At 70.9% G+C, this 24639-nt stretch carries 13 protein-coding genes; 1 reads left to right on the forward strand and 12 read right to left on the reverse strand.

The window, feature by feature from the left end; translation table 11 throughout:
* Window positions 1-4: 4 nt before the first annotated feature.
* From glgB to ACYUED_RS30805, 5 genes are all read right to left on the reverse strand, one after another.
* Window positions 5-2620, reverse strand: a complete 2616-nt coding sequence (gene glgB / locus ACYUED_RS30785) for a 1,4-alpha-glucan branching enzyme (RefSeq protein ID WP_491287282.1) — start codon at window positions 2618-2620, stop codon at window positions 5-7.
* Between the two features lie 28 nt (window positions 2621-2648).
* Complete coding sequence (locus ACYUED_RS30790) at window positions 2649-4037, reverse strand: maltokinase N-terminal cap-like domain-containing protein (protein WP_491287284.1); 1389 nt, start codon at window positions 4035-4037, stop codon at window positions 2649-2651.
* 95 nt (window positions 4038-4132) lie between these two features.
* Window positions 4133-5833, reverse strand: coding sequence for a maltose alpha-D-glucosyltransferase (gene treS, locus ACYUED_RS30795; RefSeq protein WP_491287286.1), 1701 nt, complete (start codon window positions 5831-5833; stop codon window positions 4133-4135).
* The gene (locus ACYUED_RS30800; RefSeq protein WP_491287288.1) at window positions 5830-7992 is read right to left on the reverse strand and encodes an alpha-1,4-glucan--maltose-1-phosphate maltosyltransferase; all 2163 of its coding nucleotides are present in this window, start codon (window positions 7990-7992) and stop codon (window positions 5830-5832) included. The genes treS and ACYUED_RS30800 overlap by 4 nt, the downstream gene beginning before the upstream one ends.
* 237 nt (window positions 7993-8229) lie before the next feature.
* Complete coding sequence (locus ACYUED_RS30805; RefSeq protein WP_491287290.1) at window positions 8230-9432, reverse strand: S8 family peptidase; 1203 nt, start codon at window positions 9430-9432, stop codon at window positions 8230-8232.
* A 311-nt stretch (window positions 9433-9743) separates the two neighbouring features.
* On the opposite strand from ACYUED_RS30805, the gene ACYUED_RS30810 reads away from it, so the two are divergent.
* Complete coding sequence (locus tag ACYUED_RS30810) at window positions 9744-12362, forward strand: glycosyltransferase family 1 protein (protein ID WP_491287293.1); 2619 nt, start codon at window positions 9744-9746, stop codon at window positions 12360-12362.
* A gap of 7 nt (window positions 12363-12369) precedes the next feature.
* Here ACYUED_RS30810 and ACYUED_RS30815 read toward each other — a convergent pair whose 3' ends face one another.
* The 7 genes from ACYUED_RS30815 to ACYUED_RS30845 all read right to left on the reverse strand — a co-directional run bounded on the left by ACYUED_RS30815 (window position 12370) and on the right by ACYUED_RS30845 (window position 24474).
* Window positions 12370-12888: a DUF1990 domain-containing protein gene (locus tag ACYUED_RS30815; protein ID WP_491287297.1), complete on the reverse strand. Its 519-nt coding sequence runs from the start codon at window positions 12886-12888 to the stop codon at window positions 12370-12372.
* Between the two features lie 69 nt (window positions 12889-12957).
* Entirely contained in the window at window positions 12958-14625 is a 1668-nt protein-coding gene (locus ACYUED_RS30820) for a M4 family metallopeptidase (protein WP_491287299.1), read from the reverse strand.
* Window positions 14626-14918: 293 nt separating this feature from the next.
* Window positions 14919-16934, reverse strand: a complete 2016-nt coding sequence (locus ACYUED_RS30825; protein ID WP_491287301.1) for a M4 family metallopeptidase — start codon at window positions 16932-16934, stop codon at window positions 14919-14921.
* Window positions 16935-17205: 271 nt separating this feature from the next.
* On the reverse strand, window positions 17206-18963 hold the full coding sequence (locus ACYUED_RS30830; RefSeq protein WP_491287303.1) for an ABC transporter ATP-binding protein: 1758 nt from the start codon (window positions 18961-18963) through the stop codon (window positions 17206-17208).
* On the reverse strand, window positions 18960-20741 hold the full coding sequence (locus ACYUED_RS30835) for an ABC transporter ATP-binding protein (RefSeq protein WP_491287305.1): 1782 nt from the start codon (window positions 20739-20741) through the stop codon (window positions 18960-18962). The genes ACYUED_RS30830 and ACYUED_RS30835 overlap by 4 nt, the downstream gene beginning before the upstream one ends.
* A 35-nt stretch (window positions 20742-20776) precedes the next feature.
* A complete protein-coding gene (locus ACYUED_RS30840) occupies window positions 20777-22636 on the reverse strand; it encodes an ABC transporter ATP-binding protein (RefSeq protein ID WP_491287309.1) in 1860 nt (619 codons plus the stop codon).
* Entirely contained in the window at window positions 22633-24474 is a 1842-nt protein-coding gene (locus tag ACYUED_RS30845; RefSeq protein WP_491287311.1) for an ABC transporter ATP-binding protein, read from the reverse strand. The genes ACYUED_RS30840 and ACYUED_RS30845 overlap by 4 nt, the downstream gene beginning before the upstream one ends.
* Between the last annotated feature and the right edge of the window lie 165 nt (window positions 24475-24639).

Consider the following 24639-nt stretch of genomic DNA (forward strand, 5'->3'; position numbering starts at 1 on the left):
GAGGCTAGGCCGGGCGCAGCCACACGGTCGACAGCGGCGGCAGCGTCAGCCTGACGCTGGCCGGGCGGCCGTGCCAGCCCTGGGGTTCGGGCTTGATGACGTCCGGGTTGGTGACGTCGCTGCCGCCGTACTTGGCGAGGTCGGTGTTGAGGGTCTCGTGCCAGGCCGGGACGTCGTCGGGGACACCGAGACGGTAGTCCGGGCGGACGACGGGGGCGAGATTGGAGACCGCCAGCAGCGGGGTGCCGTCGGTGGCGTGGCGCAGGAACGCGAAGACGTTGTCGTCGGCCGCGTCGCCGACGATCCACTGGAAGCCGGCCGGGTCGATGTCCCGCTGCCACAGCGCCGGCGTGTGGCGGTAGACGACGTTGAGGTCGCGGACCAGGTCGCGCACCCCGCGGTGGTCGGCCTCGGCGCCGTAGGCCGGGTCGAGGAGCCACCAGTCCGGGCCGTGGGCCTCCGACCACTCCGCGCCCTGCGCGAACTCCTGCCCCATGAAGAGGAGCTGCTTGCCGGGGTGGGCCCACATGAAGGCCAGGTAGGCGCGCAGGTTGGCGCGCTGCTGCCACCAGTCTCCCGGCATCTTCGAGACCAGGGAGCGCTTGCCGTGGACCACCTCGTCGTGGGAGATGGGCAGGACGTAGTTCTCGCTGTAGGCGTACACCATCGAGAACGTCATCTCGTTGTGGTGGTACTTGCGGTGCACCGGCTCATGGCTCATGTAGTCGAGGGAGTCGTGCATCCAGCCCATGTTCCACTTCAGGCCGAAGCCGAGGCCCCCGAAGCCGCCCGGGCCCCGGTGGTGCGTGGCCCGGGTGACACCGTCCCAGGCCGTCGACTCCTCCGCGATCGTCACGACGCCCGGCACCTGCCGGTACACCGTCGCGTTCATCTCCTGCAGGAACGCCACCGCGTCCAGGTTCTCCCGGCCGCCGTGCTCGTTCGGCACCCACTGGCCGGGCTCGCGCGAGTAGTCGAGATAGAGCATGGAGGCGACCGCGTCGACCCGCAGGCCGTCGATGTGGAACTCCCTGCACCAGTACACGGCGTTCGCGACAAGGAAGTTGCGCACCTCGCGGCGGCCGTAGTCGAACTCCAGCGTGCCCCAGTCGGGGTGCGCGGAGCGCAGCGGGTCCTCGTGCTCGTACAGGGGGCGGCCGTCGAACTCCGCCAGCGCCCAGTCGTCGCGCGGGAAGTGCGCCGGCACCCAGTCCATCAGGACGCCGATGCCCGCCCGGTGCAGCGCGTCGACCAGGTACCTGAAGTCGTCGGGGCTGCCGAGCCGGGCCGTGGGGGCGTAGAAGCCGGTGACCTGGTAGCCCCACGAGCCGCCGAAGGGGTGTTCCGCGATGGGCATCAGCTCGACGTGCGTGAAGCCCAGGTCCTTGACGTACGCGGGCAGCTGGTCGGCCAGTTGACGGTACGTCAGACCCGGGCGCCAGGACGGCAGATGGACCTCGTAGACGGAGAACGGCGCCTCGTGCGCGGGCAGGGCCGCACGCCGCTCCAGCCACTGCTCGTCGTGCCACTCGTGGTGGGAGGCGGTGATCACGGACGACGTGTTGGGCGGGGTCTCCGTGCGCCGGGCCAGCGGGTCGGCGCGCAGGGTCTTCGAACCGTCGGGCCGGGTGATCTCGAACTTGTACAGCTCGCCCTCGCCGATCCCGGGCACGAACAGCTCCCAGACACCGGAGGAGCCGAGCGAGCGCATGGGATGACCGGCGCCGTCCCAGAAGTTGAAGGTGCCGGCCACATGGACGCCGCGTGCGTTCGGCGCCCACACCGAGAAGCGGGTGCCGGTCACGCCCTGGTGCGTCATCGGGTGCGCGCCGAGCACCGTCCACAGTTCCTCGTGCCGGCCCTCGCCGATCAGGTGCAGATCGAGGTCGCCCAGCGTGGGCAGGAAGCCGTACGCGTCCTCGGTGTCCTGGACCGTCCCCTCGTACGCCACCAGGATCCTGTACCCGGGGACCTCGGACAGCGGCAGCAGGCCGGAGAAGAACCCGTCCCCGTCCTCGTGCAGCTCCGCCCGCAGGTCCCCGGCGACGACGGCCACGGACAGCGCGTACGGCCTGAAGACCCGGAAGGCGACCCCGCCGGGCACCTGGTGGGCGCCCAGCACCGTGTGCGGATCGTGGTGCGTACCGGCGAGCAGCCGCTCACGGTCACCGGCGCCGACGGCGGGGGAGACCGGCGCGTCGCCGACGGCCCCTACGGGCGCCGTGCGGGACGCGAGCCGCTCCGGAACGGGTACGGGTGCCTTCACCGTGGCCTTGGTGACGGGTTTCCTGGCCGCTGACTTCGCGGGCGCCTTCTTCGCGACGGTCGTCTTCTTCGCGGCGGCCTTGGTCGCCACCGCCTTCTTGGCGACGGCCTTCTCGGCACTGGTCCTCTCAGCGGCGGTCTTCTTCACCGCCGTCTTCTTCACCGCGGTCTTCTTCGCGGTCGCCTTCTTGACCGCGGGCTTCTCGGCCGGCGTCTTCTTCGCGGCCTTCGCGGGCGCGGCCGTCTTCTCCGCGGCCTTCTTCACCGCCTTCTTCACACTCTTCGCGGCTTTGGCGGCCTTCTCCTCGGCCTTCTTCTTCGGATCCGAACCGCTGGGCGTGGGGCGGGGGGTCACGGGCGGCGCCTCCTCTGCAAAGGTCAGGTCAGGTCAGGTCAGGCACGGCGTAGCGCTCTATCGCCGCCATCGGGACGGGGAGCCAGTCGGGGCGGTGGCGGGCCTCGTAGACAACCTCGTAGATCGCCTTGTCGGTCTCGTAGGCGCGCATCAGAACCGGGTCGGTGCGCGGATCGCGGCCGCTGACCTCCGCGTACCCGGAACAGTAAGCGGCCCGGCACGCATCGGCCCAGCCCTCTGCGTGCGATCCCGCCGAGTGGGCCGCGTAGTCGAAGGACCTGAGCATCCCCGCGATGTCCCGCACCGGCGGCTGTGGCATCCGTCGCTCGGCAAGTGGCCTGGACGGCTCACCCTCGAAGTCGATCAGCCACCACTGCCCGGCAGGCGCGCGCAGACACTGCCCGAGGTGCAGGTCGCCGTGGATGCGCTGCGCGGTCCAGGTACGGCCCTCCGCGGCCAGGTCGGCCAGTGCCGTGAACGCGGAGTGCAGCGCGGGCGCGTACGGCCGCAGCGCGGGCACCGCCTGAGCGGCCACGTCGAGGCGCTCGATCATGCCGTCGGCCAGCAGCTGCACCTGGGTGTGGCCCACTGTCACGGTCGGCAGCGCGCGGGCGAGCGCGGTGTGCACCTCTGCCGTGGCGCGCCCCAGCGCCCGCGCCTCGGCGCTGAAGTCCTCGCCCTTGGCCAGCTCGCGCAGCGCCAGCTCCCAGCCGTCCGAGGCGCCCTGCAGGAACGGCTGGAGCACGCCGAGCACACAGGTCTCCCCGGCCGGCTCCGCGGTGAGCCACGCGGTCGGCGCGGGCACCCGGGGGCAGCCCTCGCGGGCCAGCGCCAGCGGCAGTTCCAGGTCGGGGTTGACGCCGGGCACGATCCGGCGCAGCAGCTTCAGGATGAACGTATCTCCGTAGACGACCGACGAGTTCGACTGCTCGGCGGTCACTACTCGCGGCACCAGTCCGGCGCGGATCTCCTGGCCGGGCTCCCGCTCGAAGCGCAGCCCGCCGATGCGGGCCTGGGAGCGCAGCGCCTCCAGGAGCATCTCGGCGGGCCGGGGGTCGTACAGGGCGTCGTACACCGTGCGGCCGGCGAGCGGGCCCTCTTCCACGTGTCCGATGAGCGCGGGCGCAAGCCGGGGCGGCAGCGCCTCGCGCGCGCCTATCAACAGCTGGTAGCAGTCGCCGGGGTGGGTCTCGGTGCCGAGCGTGAGCGGCTGATGGGCGCGCACCAGCAGATGGTAGAGGCCCAGCCGGGCGTCGGCCGGCAGTAGCTCGGTGGCCGCGACCAGCGAGAACCCGGTGACCGGGCGCCCCTTGCCCGCGAACCAGCGCTGCCGTGGCAGCCACTCGCGCAGCAGTGGATCCAGGGACGCGAGCAGGCCAGGACTTGTCGTACCGGAAAGTGTGACAGTTTCCGCCATGGTGTCACATTCCTTTCCCCGGGTGGGCGGGGTGTTCTTGATGCGTGCCCCGGGTGGGGCGGGGGAAACCGCCCCACCCCGGGTTCTGCGAGGTCCTACGTGGGGTCCCTGCGCAGCCGGAACCAGTAGAAGCCGTGGCCCGCCAGGGTCAGCAGGTACGGCAGCTCACCGACGGCCGGGAAGCGCACCCCACCGAACAGCTCGACCGGATGCCGTCCGTTGAAGGCGCTCAGGTCCAGCTCCGTCGGCTGCGCGAACCGCGAGAAGTTGTGCACGCACAGCACGAGATCGTCCTCGTACTCGCGCAGGAACGCGATCACCGCCGGATTCGACGACGGGAGTTCCGTGTACGACCCGAGGCCGAAGGCCGGGTTCTGCTTGCGGATCTCGATCATCCGGCGGGTCCAGTGCAGCAGCGACGAGGGCGACGACATCGACGCCTCGACGTTGGTGACCTGGTAGCCGTAGACGGGGTCCATGATGGTCGGCAGGAACAGGCGCCCGGGGTCACAGGAGGAAAAACCTGCGTTGCGGTCCGGTGTCCACTGCATGGGGGTGCGTACGGCGTCGCGGTCGCCGAGCCAGATGTTGTCGCCCATGCCGATCTCGTCGCCGTAGTAGAGGATCGGCGAGCCGGGCAGGGACAGCAGCAGGGCGGTGAACAGCTCGATCTGGTTGCGGTCGTTGTCGAGCAGGGTGGCGAGCCGCCGCCTGATCCCGATGTTGGCGCGCATACGCGGGTCTTTCGCGTATTCGGCCCACATGTAGTCGCGTTCCTCGTCGGTGACCATTTCGAGGGTCAGCTCGTCGTGGTTGCGCAGGAAGATGCCCCACTGGCAGCCCGAGGGAATCGCCGGGGTCTTGGCAAGGATTTCCGAGACGGGGTAGCGGGATTCCCGCCGTACGGCCATGAAGATGCGCGGCATGACCGGGAAGTGGAACGCCATGTGGCATTCGTCCCCGCCGCTCTCGTAGTCGCCGAAGTAGTCGACGACATCCTCAGGCCACTGGTTCGCCTCCGCCAGTACCACCGTGTCCGGGTAGGAGGCGTCGATCTCCTTCCGCACCCGCTTCAGGAATTCGTGGGTGGCGGGCAGGTTCTCGCAGTTCGTGCCCTCCTCCTGGTAGAGGTACGGCACGGCGTCCAGGCGGAAGCCGTCGATGCCCAGGTCCAGCCAGAAGCGCAGGGCGGAGATCATCTCGTCCTGGACGGCCGGGTTCTCGTAGTTGAGGTCCGGCTGGTGGGAGAAGAAGCGGTGCCAGTAGTACTGCTTGCGGACCGGGTCGAAGGTCCAGTTGGAGGCCTCGGTGTCGACGAAGATGATCCGCGCGTCCGGGAACTGCTTGTCGTCGTCGGCCCACACGTAGTAGTCGCCGTAGGGCCCGTCGGGGTCCTTCCTCGACTCCTGGAACCACGGGTGCTGGTCGCTGGTGTGGTTCATGACGAAGTCGATGATGACGCGCATGCCGCGCTGGTGGGCGGCGTCGACGAACTCCACGAAGTCGGCGAGGTCGCCGAACTCCGGGAGGACGGCCGTGTAGTCCGAGACGTCGTAACCGCCGTCCCTGAGGGGCGACTTGAAGAACGGGGGCAGCCACAGACAGTCGACGCCCAGCCACTGCAGGTAGTCGAGTTTGGCGGTGATGCCCTTGAGGTCGCCGACGCCGTCGCCGTTGCTGTCCTGGAAGGAGCGGACGAGGACCTCGTAGAAGACCGCACGCTTGAACCAATCCGGGTCCCGGTCCCTGGCGGGGGTGTCCTCGAAGGTGTCCGGTACGGGCTCGTTGACGATCATGTTGTGGGTGACCCTCCGATCTGCGGGGTGGACGGTCGCAGGACGGTGCTGTGCTCACCCGGGGGCGGGACATCAGCGGCTTCCGCCGCGCGACCCCCGGCCCCCCGGCCGACCGTTAGCACGTGTGCCCCGCCAGGCTGCAGGCGCACATAATTGGCCCTGCCCCAGTGATAGGTCTCGCCGGTGAGCTCGTCGCGCACCGGCACCGACTCGTGCCATTCCAGGCCGAGTTGCGGCATGTCCAACGAGACCGTGGCCTCCTGGGTGTGGTGCGGGTCGAGGTTGGCGACCATCACAACCGTGTTCGAGCCGCTCCGCTTCGAGTACGCGATCACCGCCTCCTGGTCCGCGTGGTGGAAGTGGAGGTCGCGCAGCTGCCGCAGAGCCGGGTTCGAGCGTCGGAGGGTGTTGAGTTTGGTGATGAGGGGGGTGATGGTGCGGCCCTCGCGTTCGGCTGTCTCCCAGTCGCGGGGTTTGAGCTGGTATTTCTCCGAGTCGAGGTATTCCTCGCTGCCCTCGCGCAGCGGGGTGTTCTCGCACAGTTCGTAGCCGGAGTAGATGCCCCAGGTGGGGGAGAGGGTGGCGGCCAGTACCGCGCGCAGTTCGAAGGCGGGCCGGCCGCCGTGCTGCAGGAACTCGTGCAGGATGTCGGGGGTGTTGACGAAGAAGTTGGGCCGCATGTAGGCGGCCGTCTCGCCGGACAGCTCGGTCAGGTAGTCGGTCAGTTCCTGTTTGCCGGTGCGCCAGGTGTAGTAGGTGTAGGACTGCTGGAAGCCGCTCTGGGCCAGGGTGCGCATCATGGCGGGGCGGGTGAACGCCTCGGCCAGGAAGATGACGTCCGGGTCGGTGGCGTTGATCTGGGCGATCACCCGCTGCCAGAAGACGACCGGTTTGGTGTGCGGGTTGTCCACCCGGAAGATCCGCACGCCGAGGTCCATCCACAGTCGCAGGACCCGCAGGGTTTCGGTGATCAGGCCGTCCAGGTCGGCGTCGAAGGCGATCGGGTAGATGTCCTGGTATTTCTTGGGCGGGTTCTCGGCGTAGGCGATGGTGCCGTCGGGGCGGTGGTGGAACCACTCGGGGTGCTTGGCCACCCAGGGGTGGTCCGGGGAGCACTGCAGGGCGAAGTCGAGGGCGATCTCCAGGCCGTGGCCGGCGGCCTGGCGCACGAACCAGGCGAAGTCGTCGAGGGTGCCCAGCTGGGGGTGGACGGCGTCGTGGCCGCCCTCGGGGGAGCCGATGGCCCAGGGCACGCCGACGTCGTCGGGGCCGGCGGAGAGGGTGTTGTTGCGGCCCTTGCGGAAGGTGGTGCCGATGGGGTGGATCGGGGGCAGGTAGAGCACGTCGAAGCCCATGGCGGCGATGGCGGGCAGGCGGCGGGCGGCGGTGCGGAAGGTGCCGTGCGGCGTCTGGGGGGTGCCCTCGGAGCGGGGGAAGAACTCGTACCAGGCGCCGTACAGGGCGCGCTCGCGCTCCACCAGCAGCGGCAGGGTCTGCGAGGCGGTGACGAACTCGCGCAGCGGATGCCGGGCCAGCACCGCGTCCACCTCCGGCGTCAACGCCGCCGCCAGACGCGAGGCGGCAGGAAGGCTCTCGTCCCGCAGGGAGCCGACGGCGGCGAGGAGCACCTCACGGCTGCCGCCGCCCTGGGGAACCCCGGAGGCCGCACGCTCGTACAGCTGCGCACCCTCCTCCAGCACCAGATCCGTGTCCATCCCCGCCGGGATCTTGATCTGCGCGTGGTGCCGCCAGGTGGTGACCGGGTCGCCCCAGCCCTCCACGGTGTACGTCCAGTGGCCGGGGGCGTCCGCGGTGACGGTGGCGCCCCAGCGGTCGGTGCCCGGGGCCAGCTCCCGCATGGGGGTCCAGGGGCCTGGGCGGCCTTCCGGGTCCTTCAGCACGACGTTGGCGGCGACCGCGTCGTGCCCCTCCCGGAACACGGTGGCCGAGATCTCGAACGACTCGCCGGTCACGGCCTTGGCCGGCCGGCGACCGTGCTGGACGACCGGGCCGACATCGAGGACGGGTATGCGCCCGATGCCGGCCCCGTCGCCCGCGGAGGGTGGCTCCGGGGCGGGCGGTGCGGCGTCGGCGGGGCGCACGGGACGTGCTTCGGGCCCCCGGTTCGGGGGTGCTGACGAGTGGTGCGTGGCGGGCATGACCGCTCCTGTCCGCGTCAACGTGGGTGGGCGGATGGCTGTGGGGAGGTGGGTCCTGCGTGGAGTTCCGGTGGAGTACCTGAGGGGTGTCCCGAGGGAGCCTTCCCACCCTATTCGGGTGGGCAATCCGGCACTTTGTTAACTACTCACGCGTATGTCTACACACAAGACCGGCCCCGTTCGTGAACGAACGGGGCCGGTGGCGGGACTCCTCCATGACGAGCCCGGGCCTTGCGCCTACGAGGGCGGCACCTGCAGAAGCTCGTCGGGCGAGCCGAGACCCCGTCCGGAGACCTTCCCGGACGCCGCAAGTTTGACCAGGGCTTTGGAAACCTGGGCCGGCGTTGCCTTCGGATGGTCGGCCAGATACAGCGCGGCCGCCCCCGCCGCATGCGGCGAAGCCATCGAGGTACCGGAGAAGGTCGCCCTGCCGGTGTTGCTCGCGTAGGACGCCGAGGTGATCGACACGCCCGGGGCGAACAGATCGACGGCCGGGCCGAAGTTGGAGAAGCTCGCCCGCGCGTCGTTCCTGTCGGTCGCGCCGACCGTGATGGCCTCCTTCACGTCCGCCGGCGAGTAGAGCGCGGCCGGCAGACCGTCGTTGCCCGCGGCGACGGCGTAGGTGACGCCCGACGCGATCGAGTTGCGTACGGCGGCGTCCAACTGGGCGTTGTGGTAGCCGCCCAGGCTGAGGTTGGCGACCGCGGGCTTCCTCGCATGCCTGGTCACCCAGTCGATACCCGCGATGACCTGCGCCGTCGTGCCGGAGCCGTCGTTGTCGAGGACCCGTACGGCGACCACCGCGGCCTGCTTGGCGACGCCGTACGTCGTGCCGGCGATGGTGCCGGCGACGTGGGTGCCGTGGCCGTTGCCGTCGGAGGCGGTCCTGTCGTTCGCGACGAAGTCCCAGCCGTAGCTCGCCCGGCCGCCGAAGTCCTTGTGTGTGATGCGGATGCCGGTGTCGATCACGTACGCCGTCACCCCGCGGCCCGCGGACTCGGGCCAGGTGTAGCTCCTGTCCAGCGGCAGGCTCGGCCGGTCGATCCGGTCCAGGCCCCAGGACGGCGGGTTCTTCTGGGTGTGGTCGAGCGCCACACGCGTGTCCTGGACGACCGACGCGACCCGGGAGTCGGCCGCGAGCCGCCTGGCCTGTCTCTCGTTCGCCCTGATCGCGTAGCCGTTGACGACCGTGCCGTAGGTGTGGCTTATTTTCGCGCCGTACTTCTCGGCGACGCCTTTTCCGGCCGCCGACGGAGCCTTCGTTCCCCCCTCAAGTGTCACCAGGTAACTTCCGCTGACGGAGCCGGGCTCTCCGGCGCCGAGTATCCGCCCCTCCGGTGCGGCGTGCGCGGGCAGGGTGATGGCCGAAAGTGCCGCGGTACAGGTCACCGCGGTCAGGCCCCCCGCCCAGCGCAGACGCCGTGTTCGCGTCCGTGCCATCGTCCGAGTTCCCCTCCTCGACTCGGCGTACGGCAGCCTCCGGTCCCCGGGTGCACCCGGGCCTCGGCCGGTACGCCACATGCAGCCTCTCGTGCGGCGCAGAAGACCCACAAGAGGGCCTACAGGGGTGGAATCGGCCATGTCGGCCATGGCGGACCCGTGAAGGTTGCGCTGTTTTCCGGACTGTGTACAAGTGTGTGCTGCTCTTGGACGTGCCGTGGTTGCGGAGCCCTCCGCACCTATACCGTCGAGGGTGACGACGAGGCGCACAGCGTTGTGCGTCCGCACAGCGACACGCGTCGAGGTGGAAAGTGAAGGCGATCCGTCGATTCACCGTCCGACCCGTTCTCCCCGAACCCCTCCGGCCGCTCAGTGACCTGGCCCGAAACCTGCGCTGGTCCTGGCATGCGGAGACCCGCGACCTGTTCCAGTCCGTCGACCCCGAGCGCTGGGCCGCCTCGGACGGCGATCCCGTACGGCTCCTGGGGAGCGTGTCGCCCGCGCGGCTCGCGGAGCTGGCCGAGGACCACCGATTCCTGCGCCGTCTGGCGGCGGTCACGGACGACCTGGGCGACTATGTGACCGGCGACCGCTGGTACCAGACCCATACCGGCGAACTGCCCGCCGCCATCGCCTACTTCTCGCCCGAGTTCGGCATCACGGCCGCCCTGCCGCAGTACTCGGGCGGCCTCGGTATCCTCGCCGGCGACCATCTGAAGGCGGCCAGTGATCTCGGCGTGCCCCTGATCGGCGTAGGCCTCCTGTACCGGCACGGCTACTTCCGCCAGTCCCTGTCCCGGGACGGCTGGCAGCAGGAGCACTATCCGGTCCTCGACCCCAACGAGCTGCCCGTCACCCTCCTGGAGGAACCGGACGGCGCGCCCGCTCAGGTCTCCCTCGCCCTGCCCGGCGGCAAGCAGCTGCACGCCCGCATCTGGCTCGCCCAGGTCGGCCGTGTCCCGCTCCTGATGCTCGACTCGGACGTCGAGGAGAACGACCTCGGCGAACGCGGGGTCACCGACCGGCTCTACGGCGGCGGCAGCGACCACCGGCTGCTGCAGGAGATGCTGCTCGGGATCGGCGGGGTCCGGGCGGTGCGGACGTACTGCCGGCTGACCGGCCATCCCGCGCCCGAGGTCTTCCACACCAACGAGGGCCACGCCGGCTTCCTGGGCCTGGAGCGCATCGCCGAGCTCTGCGACGACGGGCTGGACTTCGACTCCGCTCTGGAGGCGGTCCGCGCCGGGACCGTCTTCACCACCCACACCCCCGTCCCGGCCGGCATCGACCGCTTCGACCGCGAGCTGGTCGCCCACCACTTCGGCTCCGACGCCGAACTCCCGCGCATCGACGTCGAGCGCATCCTGCGGCTGGGCATGGAGACCTATCCCGGCGGCGAACCGAACCTCTTCAACATGGCCGTGATGGGCCTGCGCCTCGGGCAGCGCGCCAACGGCGTCTCCCTGCTGCACGGCCACGTCAGCCGCGAGATGTTCTCGGGCCTGTGGCCGGGATTCGACCCCGACGAGGTGCCGATCACCTCCGTGACCAACGGGGTGCACGCGCCCACCTGGGTCGCGCCCGAGGTCCTCCGGCTCGGCGCCCGGCAGATCGGCGCCCAGCGCACCGAGGACGCGCTGACCGTCGGCGGCTCGGACCGCTGGGACGCGGTCGGGGAGATCCCCGACCAGGACATCTGGGAGCTGAGGCGGGTCCTGCGCGAGCAGCTGGTGGACGAGGTGCGCCGGCGGCTGCGGGCGTCCTGGCGCGGGCGCGGGGCCGGGACGGCCGAGCTGGGCTGGATCGACGGAGTCCTCGACCCGGACGTCCTCACCATCGGCTTCGCACGGCGCGTCCCCTCGTACAAACGCCTGACCCTGATGCTGCGCGACCGCGACCGGCTGATGAACCTCCTGCTGCACCCCGAACACCCCGTCCAGATCGTCGTCGCGGGCAAGGCGCACCCGGCGGACGACGGCGGGAAGCGGCTGGTGCAGGAACTGGTGCGGTTCGCCGACGACCCACGCGTGCGCCACCGCATCGTCTTCCTGCCCGACTACGGCATGGCTATGGCGCAGAAGCTCTACCCGGGCTGCGACATCTGGCTCAACAACCCCCTGCGCCCGTTGGAGGCCTGCGGCACCTCCGGCATGAAGGCCGCCCTCAACGGCTGCCTCAACCTCTCCGTCCTGGACGGCTGGTGGGACGAGTGGTTCCAGCCCGACTTCGGCTGGGCGATCCCCACGGCGGACGGCACGGGAACCGATCCCGAGCGCCGCGACGACATAGAGGCCGAGGCCCTCTACGACCTGCTGGAACAGCGCGTCGCCCCGCGTTTCTACGAACGCGGGCAGCAGGGACTGCCCGACCGGTGGATCGAGATGGTGCGCCAGACCCTCACCCTGCTCGGCCCGAAGGTGCTGGCCGGCCGCATGGTCCGCGAGTACGTCGAGCGTCTCTACGCGCCGGCCGCCCATGCCCATCGCTCGTTGGACCCCGACTCCGCGCGCGAACTCGCCGCCTGGAAGGCACGGGTGCGGGCGGCCTGGCACGGGGTCACCGTCGACCACGTGGAGACGTCCGCCGCCACCGCCACCGCGGAACTCGGTACGACGCTCGCCCTGCGGGTGCGGGTGGGCCTCGCCGAACTGGGGCCGGACGACGTGGAGGTCCAGGCCGTCTCAGGGCGCGTCGACCCGGAGGACCGCATCGCGGACGCGGCGACCGTCCCGCTGAAACCGGCGGGCGGCCCCGACAACGAGGGCCGATGGGTGTACGAGGGCCCGCTCTCCCTGGACCGCACCGGGCCCTACGGCTACACGGTCCGCATCCTGCCCGCACACCGACTGCTGGCGTCCGGCGCGGAGCTGGGGCTGGTGGCGGTGCCTTCGGAGGAGACGGGGGAGGGCGCCGGGGTGCTGATGAGGTGAGGCGGTCTCAGGCGTCCGAGTAGGGGGCGCACATACGCCTCAAGGTGGCCCCGCACTTTCGTGCGTAGGCATGCTGAAGGCCGCGCGTCGCAGGTCCGCCCGCCCGGGCGTACCACTTCGCCGCGCGGCTGAACGCATGCACGGTCAGCCAGACCGTGCCGTCACCGGTACGGTCCACGACGAACGACTCCTCGCCGCACTCCGGGTGGCCGGCCAGCGTGCCGTACGCCCAGCCCGTGCGGCGGGGCTCCTCGACCGTGTAGACGATGCGGCACGGAGCCTTGATCATCCCGGCGAGGGTGATGGTGACGTCGACGCCCTCGGTCGCCCGGTCCGCGCTCGCCTCGACGCCCACACCGAGTTCGCGGTGCATCTCCCAGGTCAGGACCGCCTCGGAGGCTCTCTGGAAGGCCTTCTCCCCCTCGCCTATGCGCGTGCGTACTCGCATCGGGTGGAAACCCGGTGGGCAGAAACCGCCGCGGCGGGTGCCGCCGACGTCGTCGTAGGTGAAGTCCTCCAGGCGCATGGGACACAAGAGTAGGGCGGCACCCGGGACAGCCTTCGTCCCGGGTGCCGCCCGCCGACCCCCCTCGGGTCAGCTCACGTTGACAGCGGCCCAGGCCGCGGCCACCGTCTTGTACTCCGTGCTGCTGGAGCCGTACAGGGCGGAGGCCGCCGACAGCGTGCCCGCACGGGCCGACTTGTAGTTCGTCGTCGACGTGAAGTACGTGGTCAGCGCCTTGTACCAGATCTGCAGCGCCTTGTCGCGGCCGATGCCGGTGACCGTGGAGCCGTTGGACGTCGGCGAGTTGTAGCTCACGCCGTTGATCGTCTTCGCGCCGCTGCCCTCGGACAGCAGGTAGAAGAAGTGGTTCGCGACACCGGACGAGTAGTGGACGTCCTTGTTGCCGACGGACGAGGACCAGGAGTCGGCGGAGCCGCCGTCCTTGCTGGGCTTGTCCATGTAGCGCAGCGGGGTGCCGTCGCCGTTGATGTCGATCTTCTCGCCGATGAGGTAGTCGCCCTTGTCGGCCGAGTTGTTGGCGAAGAACTCGACGCCGGTGCCGAAGATGTCCGAGGTGGCCTCGTTGAGGCCGCCGGACTCACCGCTGTACTCAAGACCTGCGGTGTTCGCGGTGACGCCGTGGCTCATCTCGTGGCCGGCCACGTCCAGCGAGGTCAGCGGGTCCGTGTTGCCCTCGCCGTCGCCGTACGTCATGCAGAAGCAGCTGTCGTCCCAGAACGCGTTGACGTACGAGCTGCCGTAGTGGACGCGGGAGTAGGCGCCGACGCCGTCGTTCTTGATGCCGCTGCGGCCGAAGGTGGACTTGTAGAAGTCCCAGGTCTCCTGCGCGCCGTAGGCGGCGTCCGCGGCGGCGGTCTGGTCCGTGCTGGAGCTGGAGGCGGTGCCGGTGCCCCAGACGTTGTCCGCGTCGGTGAACAGGGTGCCGGTGCCCGAGCTCGTGCCGTGCTTCAGGTTGTACGTCTTGTGGCCGCCGCGCGTGGCGTCGGTCAGCGAGTACGACGAGCCCGACCCGCTCGTGGTGAGGCTGACCGTGCCCGAGTACAGCGTCTTGCCGGTGCCGGTCGCGTTCTCGACGCCCTGGTACTCGAAGAGCTTCTTGCCGGTGGCCGCGTCGGTGATGACGTGCAGCTTGTTCGGGGTGCCGTCGTCCTGGAGGCCGCCGACGACGGTCTCGTAGGCGAGGACGGCCTTGCCGGAACCGGCCCAGACGACCTTGCGGGCGCCGTCGGCCGCGGTCTTGGCGGAGCCGAGCGTCTTGGCGGCGCTCACGGCCTGCTTCTCGGCCTTGGCCGCGCTGATCTGCGGCTTGAGCGAGGCGACCTTGACGGAGGCCTTGGTCGCTCTGGTGACGCCCTCGGTCCTGCCGGACTTGGCGGTGTGCACCACGAGGTCGCCGCCGAGGACCGGCAGGCCCGCGTAGGTGCGCTCGTAGCGGGTGTGGACGGTGCCGTCGGCGTCCTTGACGACGTCCTTGACGACGAGCTTCTCCTTGGCGCCGAGGCCTATCTGCTGGGCGGTCTCGGCGACGTCGGCCTGTGCCTTCTGGATCAGCGAGGTGCGGGCCGCGTTCGACAGCGCGGTGGGCGCTGCGGCGAGCGTGGCCTTGGCCGGGGTGTCCGCCGGGGTCTGGGCGGCGGCCGAACCGGTGGTCAGACCGGTGGTGAGCAGGGCTCCGGCCGCGACTGCGGTGGCTATGGCCAGAGTCGAGCGCTTGTGACGCGCGTAGAGGGGGGTCACACAAGCTCCTTGTGGTGGGGGAGTCCGGCACGGCGTGGGGCGCCTGGCCGGAGGTGCAGTGAAGTTGTGCGGCGGTTGTGAGGAAGAGTGACACCAGGGGCGCGTACATGTCAGGACCCCCCTGTGATGTTGGCTGAAAATTGACTCTCGGGTGAACATTGCGGGAATGTAAACGGAGTTGACGGCGGCGAAGGCCAAACCGGTGGGCGGTAAGGGCGTGGCAAAAAGAGGACGCCGCCCCGGGGAGTCGAACCACCGGGGCGGCGTCCTGAATCGAGGGCCTCAGAGCCGGTCTACGGGAAGGTGAGCTTCCAGCTGTTGATGTAGCCCGTGTCCTGCGCCGCCTGGTCCTGGACCTTCAACTTCCAGGTTCCGTTGGCGACTTCGGAGGAGGCGTCGACCGTGTAGGTGGTCTGGACGTTGTCCGCCGAGTCGGAGGAGCTGAAGTTCTTCAGGCGGTACGTCGAGCCGTCGGGGGCCACCAGGTCGATCACCAGGTCGCCGCGCCAGGTGTGGACGATGTCGACCGAAACCTGAAGGTTCGAGGGGGCGTTGCCCGTCCGGCCGGACACGGTGACGGACGACGTCACGGCCGCCCCGTTGTCCGGAATCGATACGTCGGTCGTGTTCTCGAACGAGGTGCCGCCACCGCCGCCGCCACCACCGGAGCGCGAGCCGACCGCGACGCCCGCCCAGGCGTCCTGCACGGCCTTGTACTCGGTGGACGTGGTGCCGTACAGCTCACCCGCCGCCGCGAGCGTGCCCGTGCGGGCGGAGGCGTAGTTGGTGGTGGACGTGAACTTCGTGGTCAGCGCCCGGTACCAGATCTGCAGCGCCTTGTCCCGGCCGATGCCGGTGACCGGAAGCCCGTCCGAGGTCGGCGAGTTGTAGCTGACGCCGTTGATGACCTTGGCGCCGCTGCCCTCGCTCAGCAGGTAGAAGAAGTGGTTGGCGACACCCGAGGAGTAGTGCACGTCGAGGTTGCCGACGCCCGAGTACCAGGAGTCCTTGGAGCCGCCGTCCTTGCTGGGCTTGTCCATGTAGCGCAGCGGGGTGCCGTCGCCGTTGATGTCGATCTTCTCGCCGATGAGGTAGTCGCCCACGTCGGACGAGTTGGCCGCGTAGAACTCCACGCCGGTGCCGAAGATGTCGGAGGTCGCCTCGTTGAGGCCGCCGGACTCGCCGCTGTAGTTGAGCCCTGCCGTGTTCGAGGTGACGCCGTGGCTCATCTCGTGGCCGGCCACGTCGAGGGCGGTCAGCGGGTCGGCGTTGCCGGAGCCGTCGCCGTACGTCATGCAGAAGCAGCCGTCGTCCCAGAACGCGTTCACGTACGAGTTGCCGTAGTGGACGCGGGAGTAGGCGCCGACGCCGTTGTTCTTGATGCCGCTGCGGCCGAAGGTGTTCTTGTAGAAGTCCCAGGTCTCCGCGGCGCCGTAGTGCGCGTCGGCGCCCGCGGTGGCGGCGTTCGACGTGGTGCCGTTGCCCCAGGTGTTGCTGGTCTGCGAGAACAGCGTGCCGGTGCCCGAGGTGCCGTGGTTCAGGTTGTACGTCTTGTGTCCGCCGCGGTCGCCGTCGGTCAGTGTGTAGTTCGAGCCCGACTGGGTCGTCGTCAGCGGGACCGTGCCGCTGTACTGGGTGTTGCCGGTGCCGGTCGCGTTCTCGATGCCCTGGTACTCGTAGAGCTTCTTGCCGGTGGTCGCGTCGGTGATGACGTGCAGCTGGTTCGGGGTGCCGTCGTCCTGGAGGCCGCCGACGACCGTCTCGTACGCCAGGACCGGCTTGCCGCTCGCCGCCCAGATCACCTTGCGCGGGGCCACGTCGGCGCCGGCCTTGGTCGAGCCGAGGGCCTTCGCACGCTTGACGGCCTGCTGCTCGGCGGCCGCCCTGGTGATGTCCGGGGTGACGTCGGAGACCTTGATGGCGGCGTTCGTCGCCTTGATGACGCGCTGGGTGGCGCCCGACTTGGCGGTGTCGACGATCAGGTCGCCGCCGAGGACCGGGAGACCGTCGTAGGTGCGCTCGTACCGGGTGTGGAGGCTGCCGTCCGCGTCCTTGACGACGTCACGGGCGACGAGCTTCTCCTTGGCGGCGAGGCCGATGTCCTTGGCGGTCTGCGCGCGGGCCGTGTCGGCGTCGCGAATCAGCTCGGCGCGCTGGGAGGGGCTGAGCTTGACGGCGGCGTGGGCCTTGCCCGCCTGGGCCGGGGCGGCGGACGCGGCGCCCGACTGGACGGCCGCGGCGAGCAGGGCGGTGACGCCGGCGACGGCGACTATGTGGGAGGTGCGTCTGCGAGAGGAATTGCTTCTCAACACTGACTCCTTCTGCGCGGCCGCGGGTCGCGCGGCCAGGGGGGAGATCCGGACGCTGGGTCGACCGTCCGGGCAGAACTGGCAGAGCTGCGGAACCAGGTGCAGGTGGCCTTGTGACGACACAGCGGTGTATCTGTGGGGTTGCTGTGAAGCGGCCGTGGGAAGCCTGGCACCGGATGGCGCTTTCTGTCAGGGGCGCGTCAGGAAGTTGGCCGGAATTGGTTCGTTGTCCGGATGTTCCCGTCCGATATGCGGAGTAGGGGTCAGACGGTCACGCGGGGTCCCCGTGCCACGTCCGCCACAGCGCCGCGTACGCGCCGTCGGCGGCCACCAGCTCCTCGTGCGTGCCGAGTTCGGTCAGACGGCCGCCCTCCATCACGGCCACCCGGTCCGCGTCGTGGGCGGTGTGCAGACGGTGGGCGATGGCGATGACCGTGCGGCCTTCCAGTACGGCGGCCAGGGCGCGCTCGGTGTGGCGGGCCGTCGCCGGGTCCAGCAACGCCGTCGCCTCGTCGAGGATCAGCGTGTGCGGGTCGGCCAGGACGACGCGGGCGAGGGCGAGTTGCTGGGCCTGGGAGCCGTCCGTGGGGCAACCCCCTTCGCCGAGCGGTGTGTCGAGGCCGTCCGGCAGCTCCCGGATCCAGTCCTCGGCGCCGACCGCGCTCAGGGCGGCCCACAACTGCTCGTCCGTGGCGGCCGGTTCGGCGATCAGCAGGTTGTCGCGGACCGTGCCGAGGAACACGTGGTGCTCCTGGGTGACCAGGACGACCTGACGGCGCAGTTGGTCGGGGCCGAGCTCGACGACGGGCACCCCGCCGACGGTCACCGTGCCCTCGCCGGGGGCGTCGACGCCGGCGAGAAGCCGGCTGAGCGTGGTCTTTCCGGCGCCGGAGGGGCCGACGACCGCCAGCCGCTCGCCCGGCCGTACGGTCAGGTCGACGCCGCGCAGGACCTCGCCGCCGCGGTCGTAGGCGTAGCGCACACCGGTGATGTCGATGCGGTCGTCGGCAGGGGTGGGGGAGCCGGCCGGCACGGTCCGCGGGGCCCGGGCGAGGCCCTCGACGCGGGCGAAGGAGGCGCCGCTGTTCTGCAGTTGCTCGATCCGCATCAGGATCTCGTCGAGCGGGCCGTTCAGCCGCTGCAGATAGAGGGCCGCCGCCACCACCGCACCCAGGCTCACCGTGCCGTGGTCGAGCAGGACTCCGCCGACCAGGAGGACGGCGGACACCGGGACGAGGTAGGAGACCTCCACCACCGGAAAGAACACGGTCCGCAGGAACAGCGTGTACAGCCGGGTCCGCCGCGACGTCTCCAGCGCGTCCCGGCTCGCCGTGACGCGGCGCCGCTCAAGCCGCAGCGCCTCGACGGTCCGCGCGCCGGACGCGGTCGCCGCGAGGATCTCCGCGACGTCCGAGGTGGCGGCGCCCTCGGCGAGATAGCCGTCGCGGGCCCGCTTCAGATACCAGCGCAGCGCGCCCCAGACGCCGGTCAGCCCGAGCAGACCGCATGCGCCGAGCAGCGGGTTCAGGGCGAAGACGGCGCCGAGCAGGAACAGCGCCTGCACGGTGTTGATGAGCAGGTCGGGTCCGACGTCGCGCAGGGTGGTGCCGACGAGGGCGACGTCGGCCGTGCCGCGCGCCGTCAGATCACCGGTGCCGGCCCGCTCCAGGACCCCCGCCGGCAGGGCCAGCGCCCGCTCGACGAACTCCTCACGCACACGCGCGAGCGTCCGCTCCCCGAACCGGTGCCCCACGTACCGGGCCCACCGGGCCAGCAGCAACTGCGCGAGCGAACACACCAGGATCCACAACGCCAGGTGGTCGACGGCCCCGACGCCGCCCCCGCCCCGCACCTCGTCGATGATCCGCCCCACCAGCCAGGGCCCGGCCAGCCCGGCCCCCGCAGCCATCCCGTTCAGCACGAGTACGGCAGCGAAGGCCCGCGCGTCGGCCCGCAGCAGCCGCAGCATCGCCCGCCGCACGTCGGCGGGTTCGGCGACGGGGAGCCGACCCGAGGAGGCCGCCGTCATCGGACCGCCTCCTCGGCCGCGGTCTCTTCGGCGTCCCGTGCCACCAGGGCACGGTAGGCCGGTTCGCTCTCCAGCAGTTCGCGATGGCTTCCCACGGCCGTGGCCTTGCCCTCCCGCAGGAAGTACACGGTGTCCGCCCGGTCCAGCACGAGCGGTGACGTGGTGGTGACGACCGTCGTACGGCCCTGTCGCGCCGTGCGCAGCCGCTGGGCGACGCGTGCCTCCGTGTGGGCGTCCAGGGCCGACGTCGGTTCGACGGCGAGCAGTACCTCGGGGTCGGCCAGCAGGGCGCGGACCAGCCGTATCCGTTGCCGTTGGCCGCCGGAGAGGTTGCGGGCCTGCGCGTCGACCGGTGAGTCGAGGCCGTCCGGCAGACCCTGGACGATGTCGTCGGCGACGGCTGCGTACAGAGCCTCGGACAGGGGCGCCTTCGAGGGTGCGTCGGTTCGTGGTTCGGCGTCCGCGGGTTTGTTGTGGCCGGCCGCGCCACGTGGGGGCGCGACAGAACCGCCCACCGCTTCGCGCAGGGTGCCCGCGAACAGGTCTGCCTCGTGGTCGGCCACCAGGATGCGCTCGCGGATCTGCGGCAGCGCGATCTCGTCGAGGGGTATGTCGCCCCAGGTCGCCTTCGACGCCACGTACCGCCCGAGCCGGTCGACGACCGCCGCCGCGTCGGCCGGGTGGCCGCAGGCCAGCGCGGTCAGGCGTCCCGGCCGCACCCGCACCCCGGACTCCGGGTCGTGCAGCACCGCCGGCTCTGCGGGCGCGTCCCGGGTGCCGATGTCGGCCAGCGGCTCCAGCCGCAGGAACCGTACGACCCTTCGTGCCGACACCAGCCCGCGGCTGATCTGGTAGCCGCACTCGACCCAGAACGCCACCGGCCCCACCAGCACGGCCACATAGCCGTACACCGACACCAACTCGCCGATGCTGATGGCCCCTTGGGCGGCGAGCCGGGCCGCCAGCCAGGTGACCACCGCGAGGAACAGGGTCGGCAGTCCGACGCCGAGCGCCTGGACCCAGCTGGTCACCGCCCCGACCCGGTAGCCCTGTCGGCGCAGCCGCTGCGAGTCGCGGTGGAAGGCGTCGGCGAACAGTCCCTTGCCGCCGAGGCCGTTGAGGACCCGCAGGCCGCCGGCGAGGTCGGCGATGCGGGCGGTGAGCACGCCCTGCCGCTCCCGGTACTCGGTCTCCGTGCCCTGCAGCCGTGCGAGGAGAGGCCCGACGAGGACGACGATCAGCGGAATCCCGAGGAGCACGACGGCGGCGATGAGCGGCGAGACGGCCACCAGCAGCCCGGCGACCGCCAGATACGCGACGATCGCGCCGACCCCGGGCCCGACGACCGTCAGCGACTGGCTGATCGTCTGCACATCGCCCACCCCGATGGTGACGACCTCCCCGGCCCCGACCCGGCGCGGCAGCGCGGCGCCCAGCCGGACCGCCTGTCCCACGACGACCTTGACCGTGCGGAAGTTGGCGTCCATCCGCACCCGGGTCATCGTCCGGTGCCGCATGATGCTCAGCCAGGCGTTGAACGCCCCGACCGCGAAGAGCACGGCGGTCCAGCCCGCCAGCGCCGGATAGTCACCGGGCTCCAGGCCGTCGTCGATCGCCCGGGACAGCAGATACGGCGTCGCCGCCAGCAGCACCATCCACACACTGCCCAGCACCGCCCCGGCGAGCGACCTGCCGGGCTGGCAACGGACCAGCCACCACAGATAGCGCCCGCCGCCGCGACAGTCCGGCGTACCGGGGTCCTCGTACGCGTCGATCATCCATCCCTCGATCCCTGCCTGCCCCCAGCCGACGTCTACGCCAGGCTGTCCCGCCACGCCCTGTGCAGATCGGCGAACCGCCCCGTGCCCGCGACGAGTTCGGCCGGGCTGCCGTCCTCCACGATCTTCCCGTGCTCCATGACCAGGACCCGGTCCGCGATCTCGACGGTCGACAGCCGGTGCGCGATGACGACCGCCGTGCGCCCGTGCAGCACCGTCGACATCGCCCGCTGCACGGCCCGCTCGCCCGGGACGTCGAGCGAGCTGGTCGCCTCGTCGAGGATGAGAACGGCCGGGTCGGCGAGCAACGCCCGTGCGAAGGCCACGAGTTGGCGCTGGCCGGCCGAGATACGGCCGCCCCGCTTGCGTACGTCCGTGTCGTACCCGTCGGGCAGCGCCTCGATGAAGTCGTGCGCGCCGATCGCCTTCGCGGCGCGCTCGATCTGCTCGCGAGTCGCGTCCGGGCGGCCGATGGCGATGTTGTCGGCGACCGTGCCGGAGAACAGGAACGCCTCCTGCGTCACCATCACCACCCCGCGCCGCAGTTCGGGCACCGACAGCTCGCGCAGGTCCACGCCGTCCAGGAGGACCCGGCCCTCGGAGGGGTCGTAGAAGCGGGCGAGCAGTTTGGCCAGGGTCGACTTGCCGGCGCCGGTCGAGCCGACGACCGCGACCGTCTGCCCGGCCGGGACGGTGAGGCCGAAGCGGGGCAGGACCTCGCCGCCGGTGCGGTAGCCGAAGGCGACCTCGTCGAAGACGACCCCCCGGCCGGGGTGCTCGCTCTGGAGTGCGGGCAGTTCCACGGGACTCGACGGCTCCGGCACGGTCGGTGTCTGCGCCAGCAGCCCGGCGATCTTCTCCAGGGAGGCCGCCGCCGACTGGTACGAGTTCAGGAACATGCCGAGCCGGTCGATGGGGTCGTACAGACGGCGGAGGTAGAGCACGGCGGCGGCCAGGACGCCCAGCTCCAGCGAGCCGCCCGCCACCCGGTAGGCACCCCACAGCACGATGCCCGCGACGGCCGTGTTGGCGACCAGCCGGGAGCCGATGACATAGCGGGCCATCTCCAGCAACGCGTCGCCGTTGACCCGCTCGTGCCGCCGGTTCAGCACCCGGAAGTCGGCGTCGTTGGCGGCCTCGCGGCGGAAGGCGCGCACCGGGCGGATGCCGTTCATCGTCTCGACGAACTTGACGATCACGGCGGCGATGGCGGTGGAACGCAGGCGGTACACCCGGACCGCGCGCCGCTGGTAGACCCGTACGAGGAGGTACAGCGGCACGAAGGACGCCACCGCGACCGCCCCGAGGGCGAGATCCAGCCAGAGCAGCATCGCCGAGATGTAGACGAAGGAGAGGATGACCGTGACGAGTTCCTGAAGGCCCTCGCTGAGCAGTTCGCGCAGGGACTCGACGTCGGCCGTGGACCGGGAGATGAGCCGGCCCGAGGTGTAGCGCTCGTGGAAGTCGAGGCTGAGTGCCTGCGCGTGGCGGAAGATACGGCCGCGCAGATCGAGCAGCACGTCCTGGTTGACGCGGGCGGAGGCGATGACGAACGCGTACTGCAGCGCGCCGGAGAGCAGCGCGCACAGCAGATAGACCACGGCCACCGCGATCAGCGGGCCGTGGCGCCGGTCCCGGAAGGCCGGGACCGCGGTGTCGATCGCGTACGCCACCAGCAGCGGGCCCGCCTGCACGGCCGCCTGCTGGAGCAGCAGGAGGAGGCTGGTGAAGGCGACGCGGAGCTTCATCGGGGTGAGCAGGGAGCGCAGCAGGGCGGCGGTGGCGCCCGGGGGAGCGGGCAGCACATCCCGGTCGAAGGGGTCGGCCGTGTCCTTGGGGCGGGGGAGGTCCGGCTCGTCGTCCGCCGTGGGGACAGACGTGGTGGTGGCCGTCATCGGTCGTCCTCCGCTTCTGGGGTCCCGGACATCAGATGGGCGTACTCGGCGTTCGTGCGCAGCAGTTCGTGATGCGTGCCCACGGCGGTGATCCGGCCGCCGGAGAGCAGGGCGACCCGGTCGGCGAGCAGGACCGTCGACGGACGGTGCGCCACGATGAGGGCGGTGGTGTCGGCGAGTACGTCCCGCAGGGCGGCCTCCACGGCGGCCTCGGTGTGCACGTCGAGGGCGGACAGGGGGTCGTCCAGGACGAGGAACCTCGGTCTGCCCACGACCGCTCGCGCGAGCGCCAGCCGCTGCCGCTGCCCGCCGGAGAGACTGAGTCCCTGCTCGCCGACCCGGGTGTCCGTCCCCTGGGGCAGCGCGTGCGCGAAGCCGGCCTGTGCGACGGACAGCGCCCGGTCCAACTCGGCGGCGCCCGCGTCGGCTTCGGCCCCCATGAGGACGTTGTCCCCGACGCTCGCCGAGAAGAGGGTCGGCTCCTCGAAGGCGACCGCGACCATGGAGCGCAGCTCCTCGCGGGACAGGGCGGCGATGTCCTCGCCGTCCAGCGTGATCCGCCCGGACGTCACCTCGTGCAGACGCGGGACGAGGGCGGTCAGGGTCGTCTTGCCGCTGCCGGTGGCGCCCACCAGGGCCAGGGACTCGCCGGGGCGGACATGGAGGTCGATGCCGTCGAGCACGGGCGGGGAGGCGTCGGGGGCGTCGGGATAACGGAACCGCACGCCGAGGAAACGGAGGCCGTCCCTGCCGGCTTCCGGCCGGTGGGGGCCGGTCGCGGCCTGAGGCCCGGCCGCGAGATGACCCGGCCCCGCGCCCGTTTCCGTCTCCGGCGGTTCGTCCATCACCTCGAAGTACCGCTCCGTGGCCGTCGCCGCCTCCTGGCTCATCGCGAGCAGGAAGCCGATGGAGTCCAACGGCCAGCGCAGGGCGAGGGCCGTCGACAGGAACGCCACCAGCGTCCCCGCGGACAGGTTCCCGTCGGCCACCTGCACCGTGCCGAGCACCAGCGCCGCCCCGATCGCGACCTCCGGCAGCGTGACGATGACAGCCCAGATCGTGGCGAGCAGCCCCGCCTTGCGCAGCTCCGTCCCCCGCAGGGTCCGCGACAGCGCCCGGAACGCACGCGCCTGGCTGCGGTGCCGCCCGAACCCCTTGATGATCCGGATGCCGAGCACGCTCTCCTCGACGACCGTCGTCAGATCGCCGACCTGGTCCTGGGAGATCCGCGCCACCTCGGCGTACCGCTTCTTGAAGACCAGGCACGTGACCATCACGGGGACGGCCGGCCCCAGGATGACCAGCCCGAGCGTCCAGTCCTGCAGCAGCATGATCACCACGCCGACCAGGATCGTCACGCCGTTGACCAGAAGGAACGTCAGGGGAAAGGCGAGGAACTGGCGCAGCAGCATCAGATCCGTGGTGCCGCGCGACAGCAGCTGTCCCGAGGACCACCGGTCGTGGAAGGCGACCGGCAGCCGCTGCAGATGCCCGTATAGGTCGGACCGCATCCCCGCCTCGACGCTCGACAGCGGCCGCGCCACCAGCCACCTTCGCAGCCCGAACAGCAGTGCCTCCGCGAGCCCGAGCAGCAGCAGGTACAGCGCCCCGAGCCACACGCCCGCCGGATCGCGGTCGGCGACCGGCCCGTCGACCATCCACTTCAGTACGAGCGGGATCACGAGCCCCGTGCAGGAGGCGACGACGGCGACGGACGCGGCGGACAACAGCCGCGCCCGCACGGGGCGCACGTACGGCCACAGGCGCAGCAGCGTGCGCACGGCGGATCGGTCGGTGGTCTTCCCGGGTTCCTCGGTGGTTGCACGTGTCGTCGCCATCAGCAGTGAGCCTACGGACCGGCACTGACAACGCCCACCGAGTTTTGGCCGGAAGCAGGTCGGCCATCGGACCTACGACCTGCGCGTTCGAGGGGTCGTACGCCGGCATCAACCGATCGGTTGATGCGCCTTCGAGCGCGACGGCCGATGTGGCGGGCACCCGCT

It is taken from the genome of Streptomyces sp. DF42 (assembly GCF_058267695.1).

Bases quoted from the DNA above. Each gene is read 5' to 3' on its own strand.
- ACYUED_RS30800 (WP_491287288.1), bottom strand. From the start codon at position 7,992: ATGCCCGCCACGCACCACTCGTCAGCACCCCCGAACCGGGGGCCCGAA.
- ACYUED_RS30805 (WP_491287290.1), bottom strand. From the start codon at position 9,432: ATGGCACGGACGCGAACACGGCGTCTGCGCTGGGCGGGGGGCCTGACC.
- ACYUED_RS30840 (WP_491287309.1), bottom strand. From the start codon at position 22,636: ATGACGGCCACCACCACGTCTGTCCCCACGGCGGACGACGAGCCGGAC.
- ACYUED_RS30815 (WP_491287297.1), bottom strand. From the start codon at position 12,888: ATGCGCCTGGAGGACTTCACCTACGACGACGTCGGCGGCACCCGCCGC.
- ACYUED_RS30845 (WP_491287311.1), bottom strand. From the start codon at position 24,474: ATGGCGACGACACGTGCAACCACCGAGGAACCCGGGAAGACCACCGAC.
- ACYUED_RS30830 (WP_491287303.1), bottom strand. From the start codon at position 18,963: ATGACGGCGGCCTCCTCGGGTCGGCTCCCCGTCGCCGAACCCGCCGAC.
- ACYUED_RS30790 (WP_491287284.1), bottom strand. From the start codon at position 4,037: ATGGCGGAAACTGTCACACTTTCCGGTACGACAAGTCCTGGCCTGCTC.
- ACYUED_RS30835 (WP_491287305.1), bottom strand. From the start codon at position 20,741: ATGATCGACGCGTACGAGGACCCCGGTACGCCGGACTGTCGCGGCGGC.
- treS (WP_491287286.1), bottom strand. From the start codon at position 5,833: ATGATCGTCAACGAGCCCGTACCGGACACCTTCGAGGACACCCCCGCC.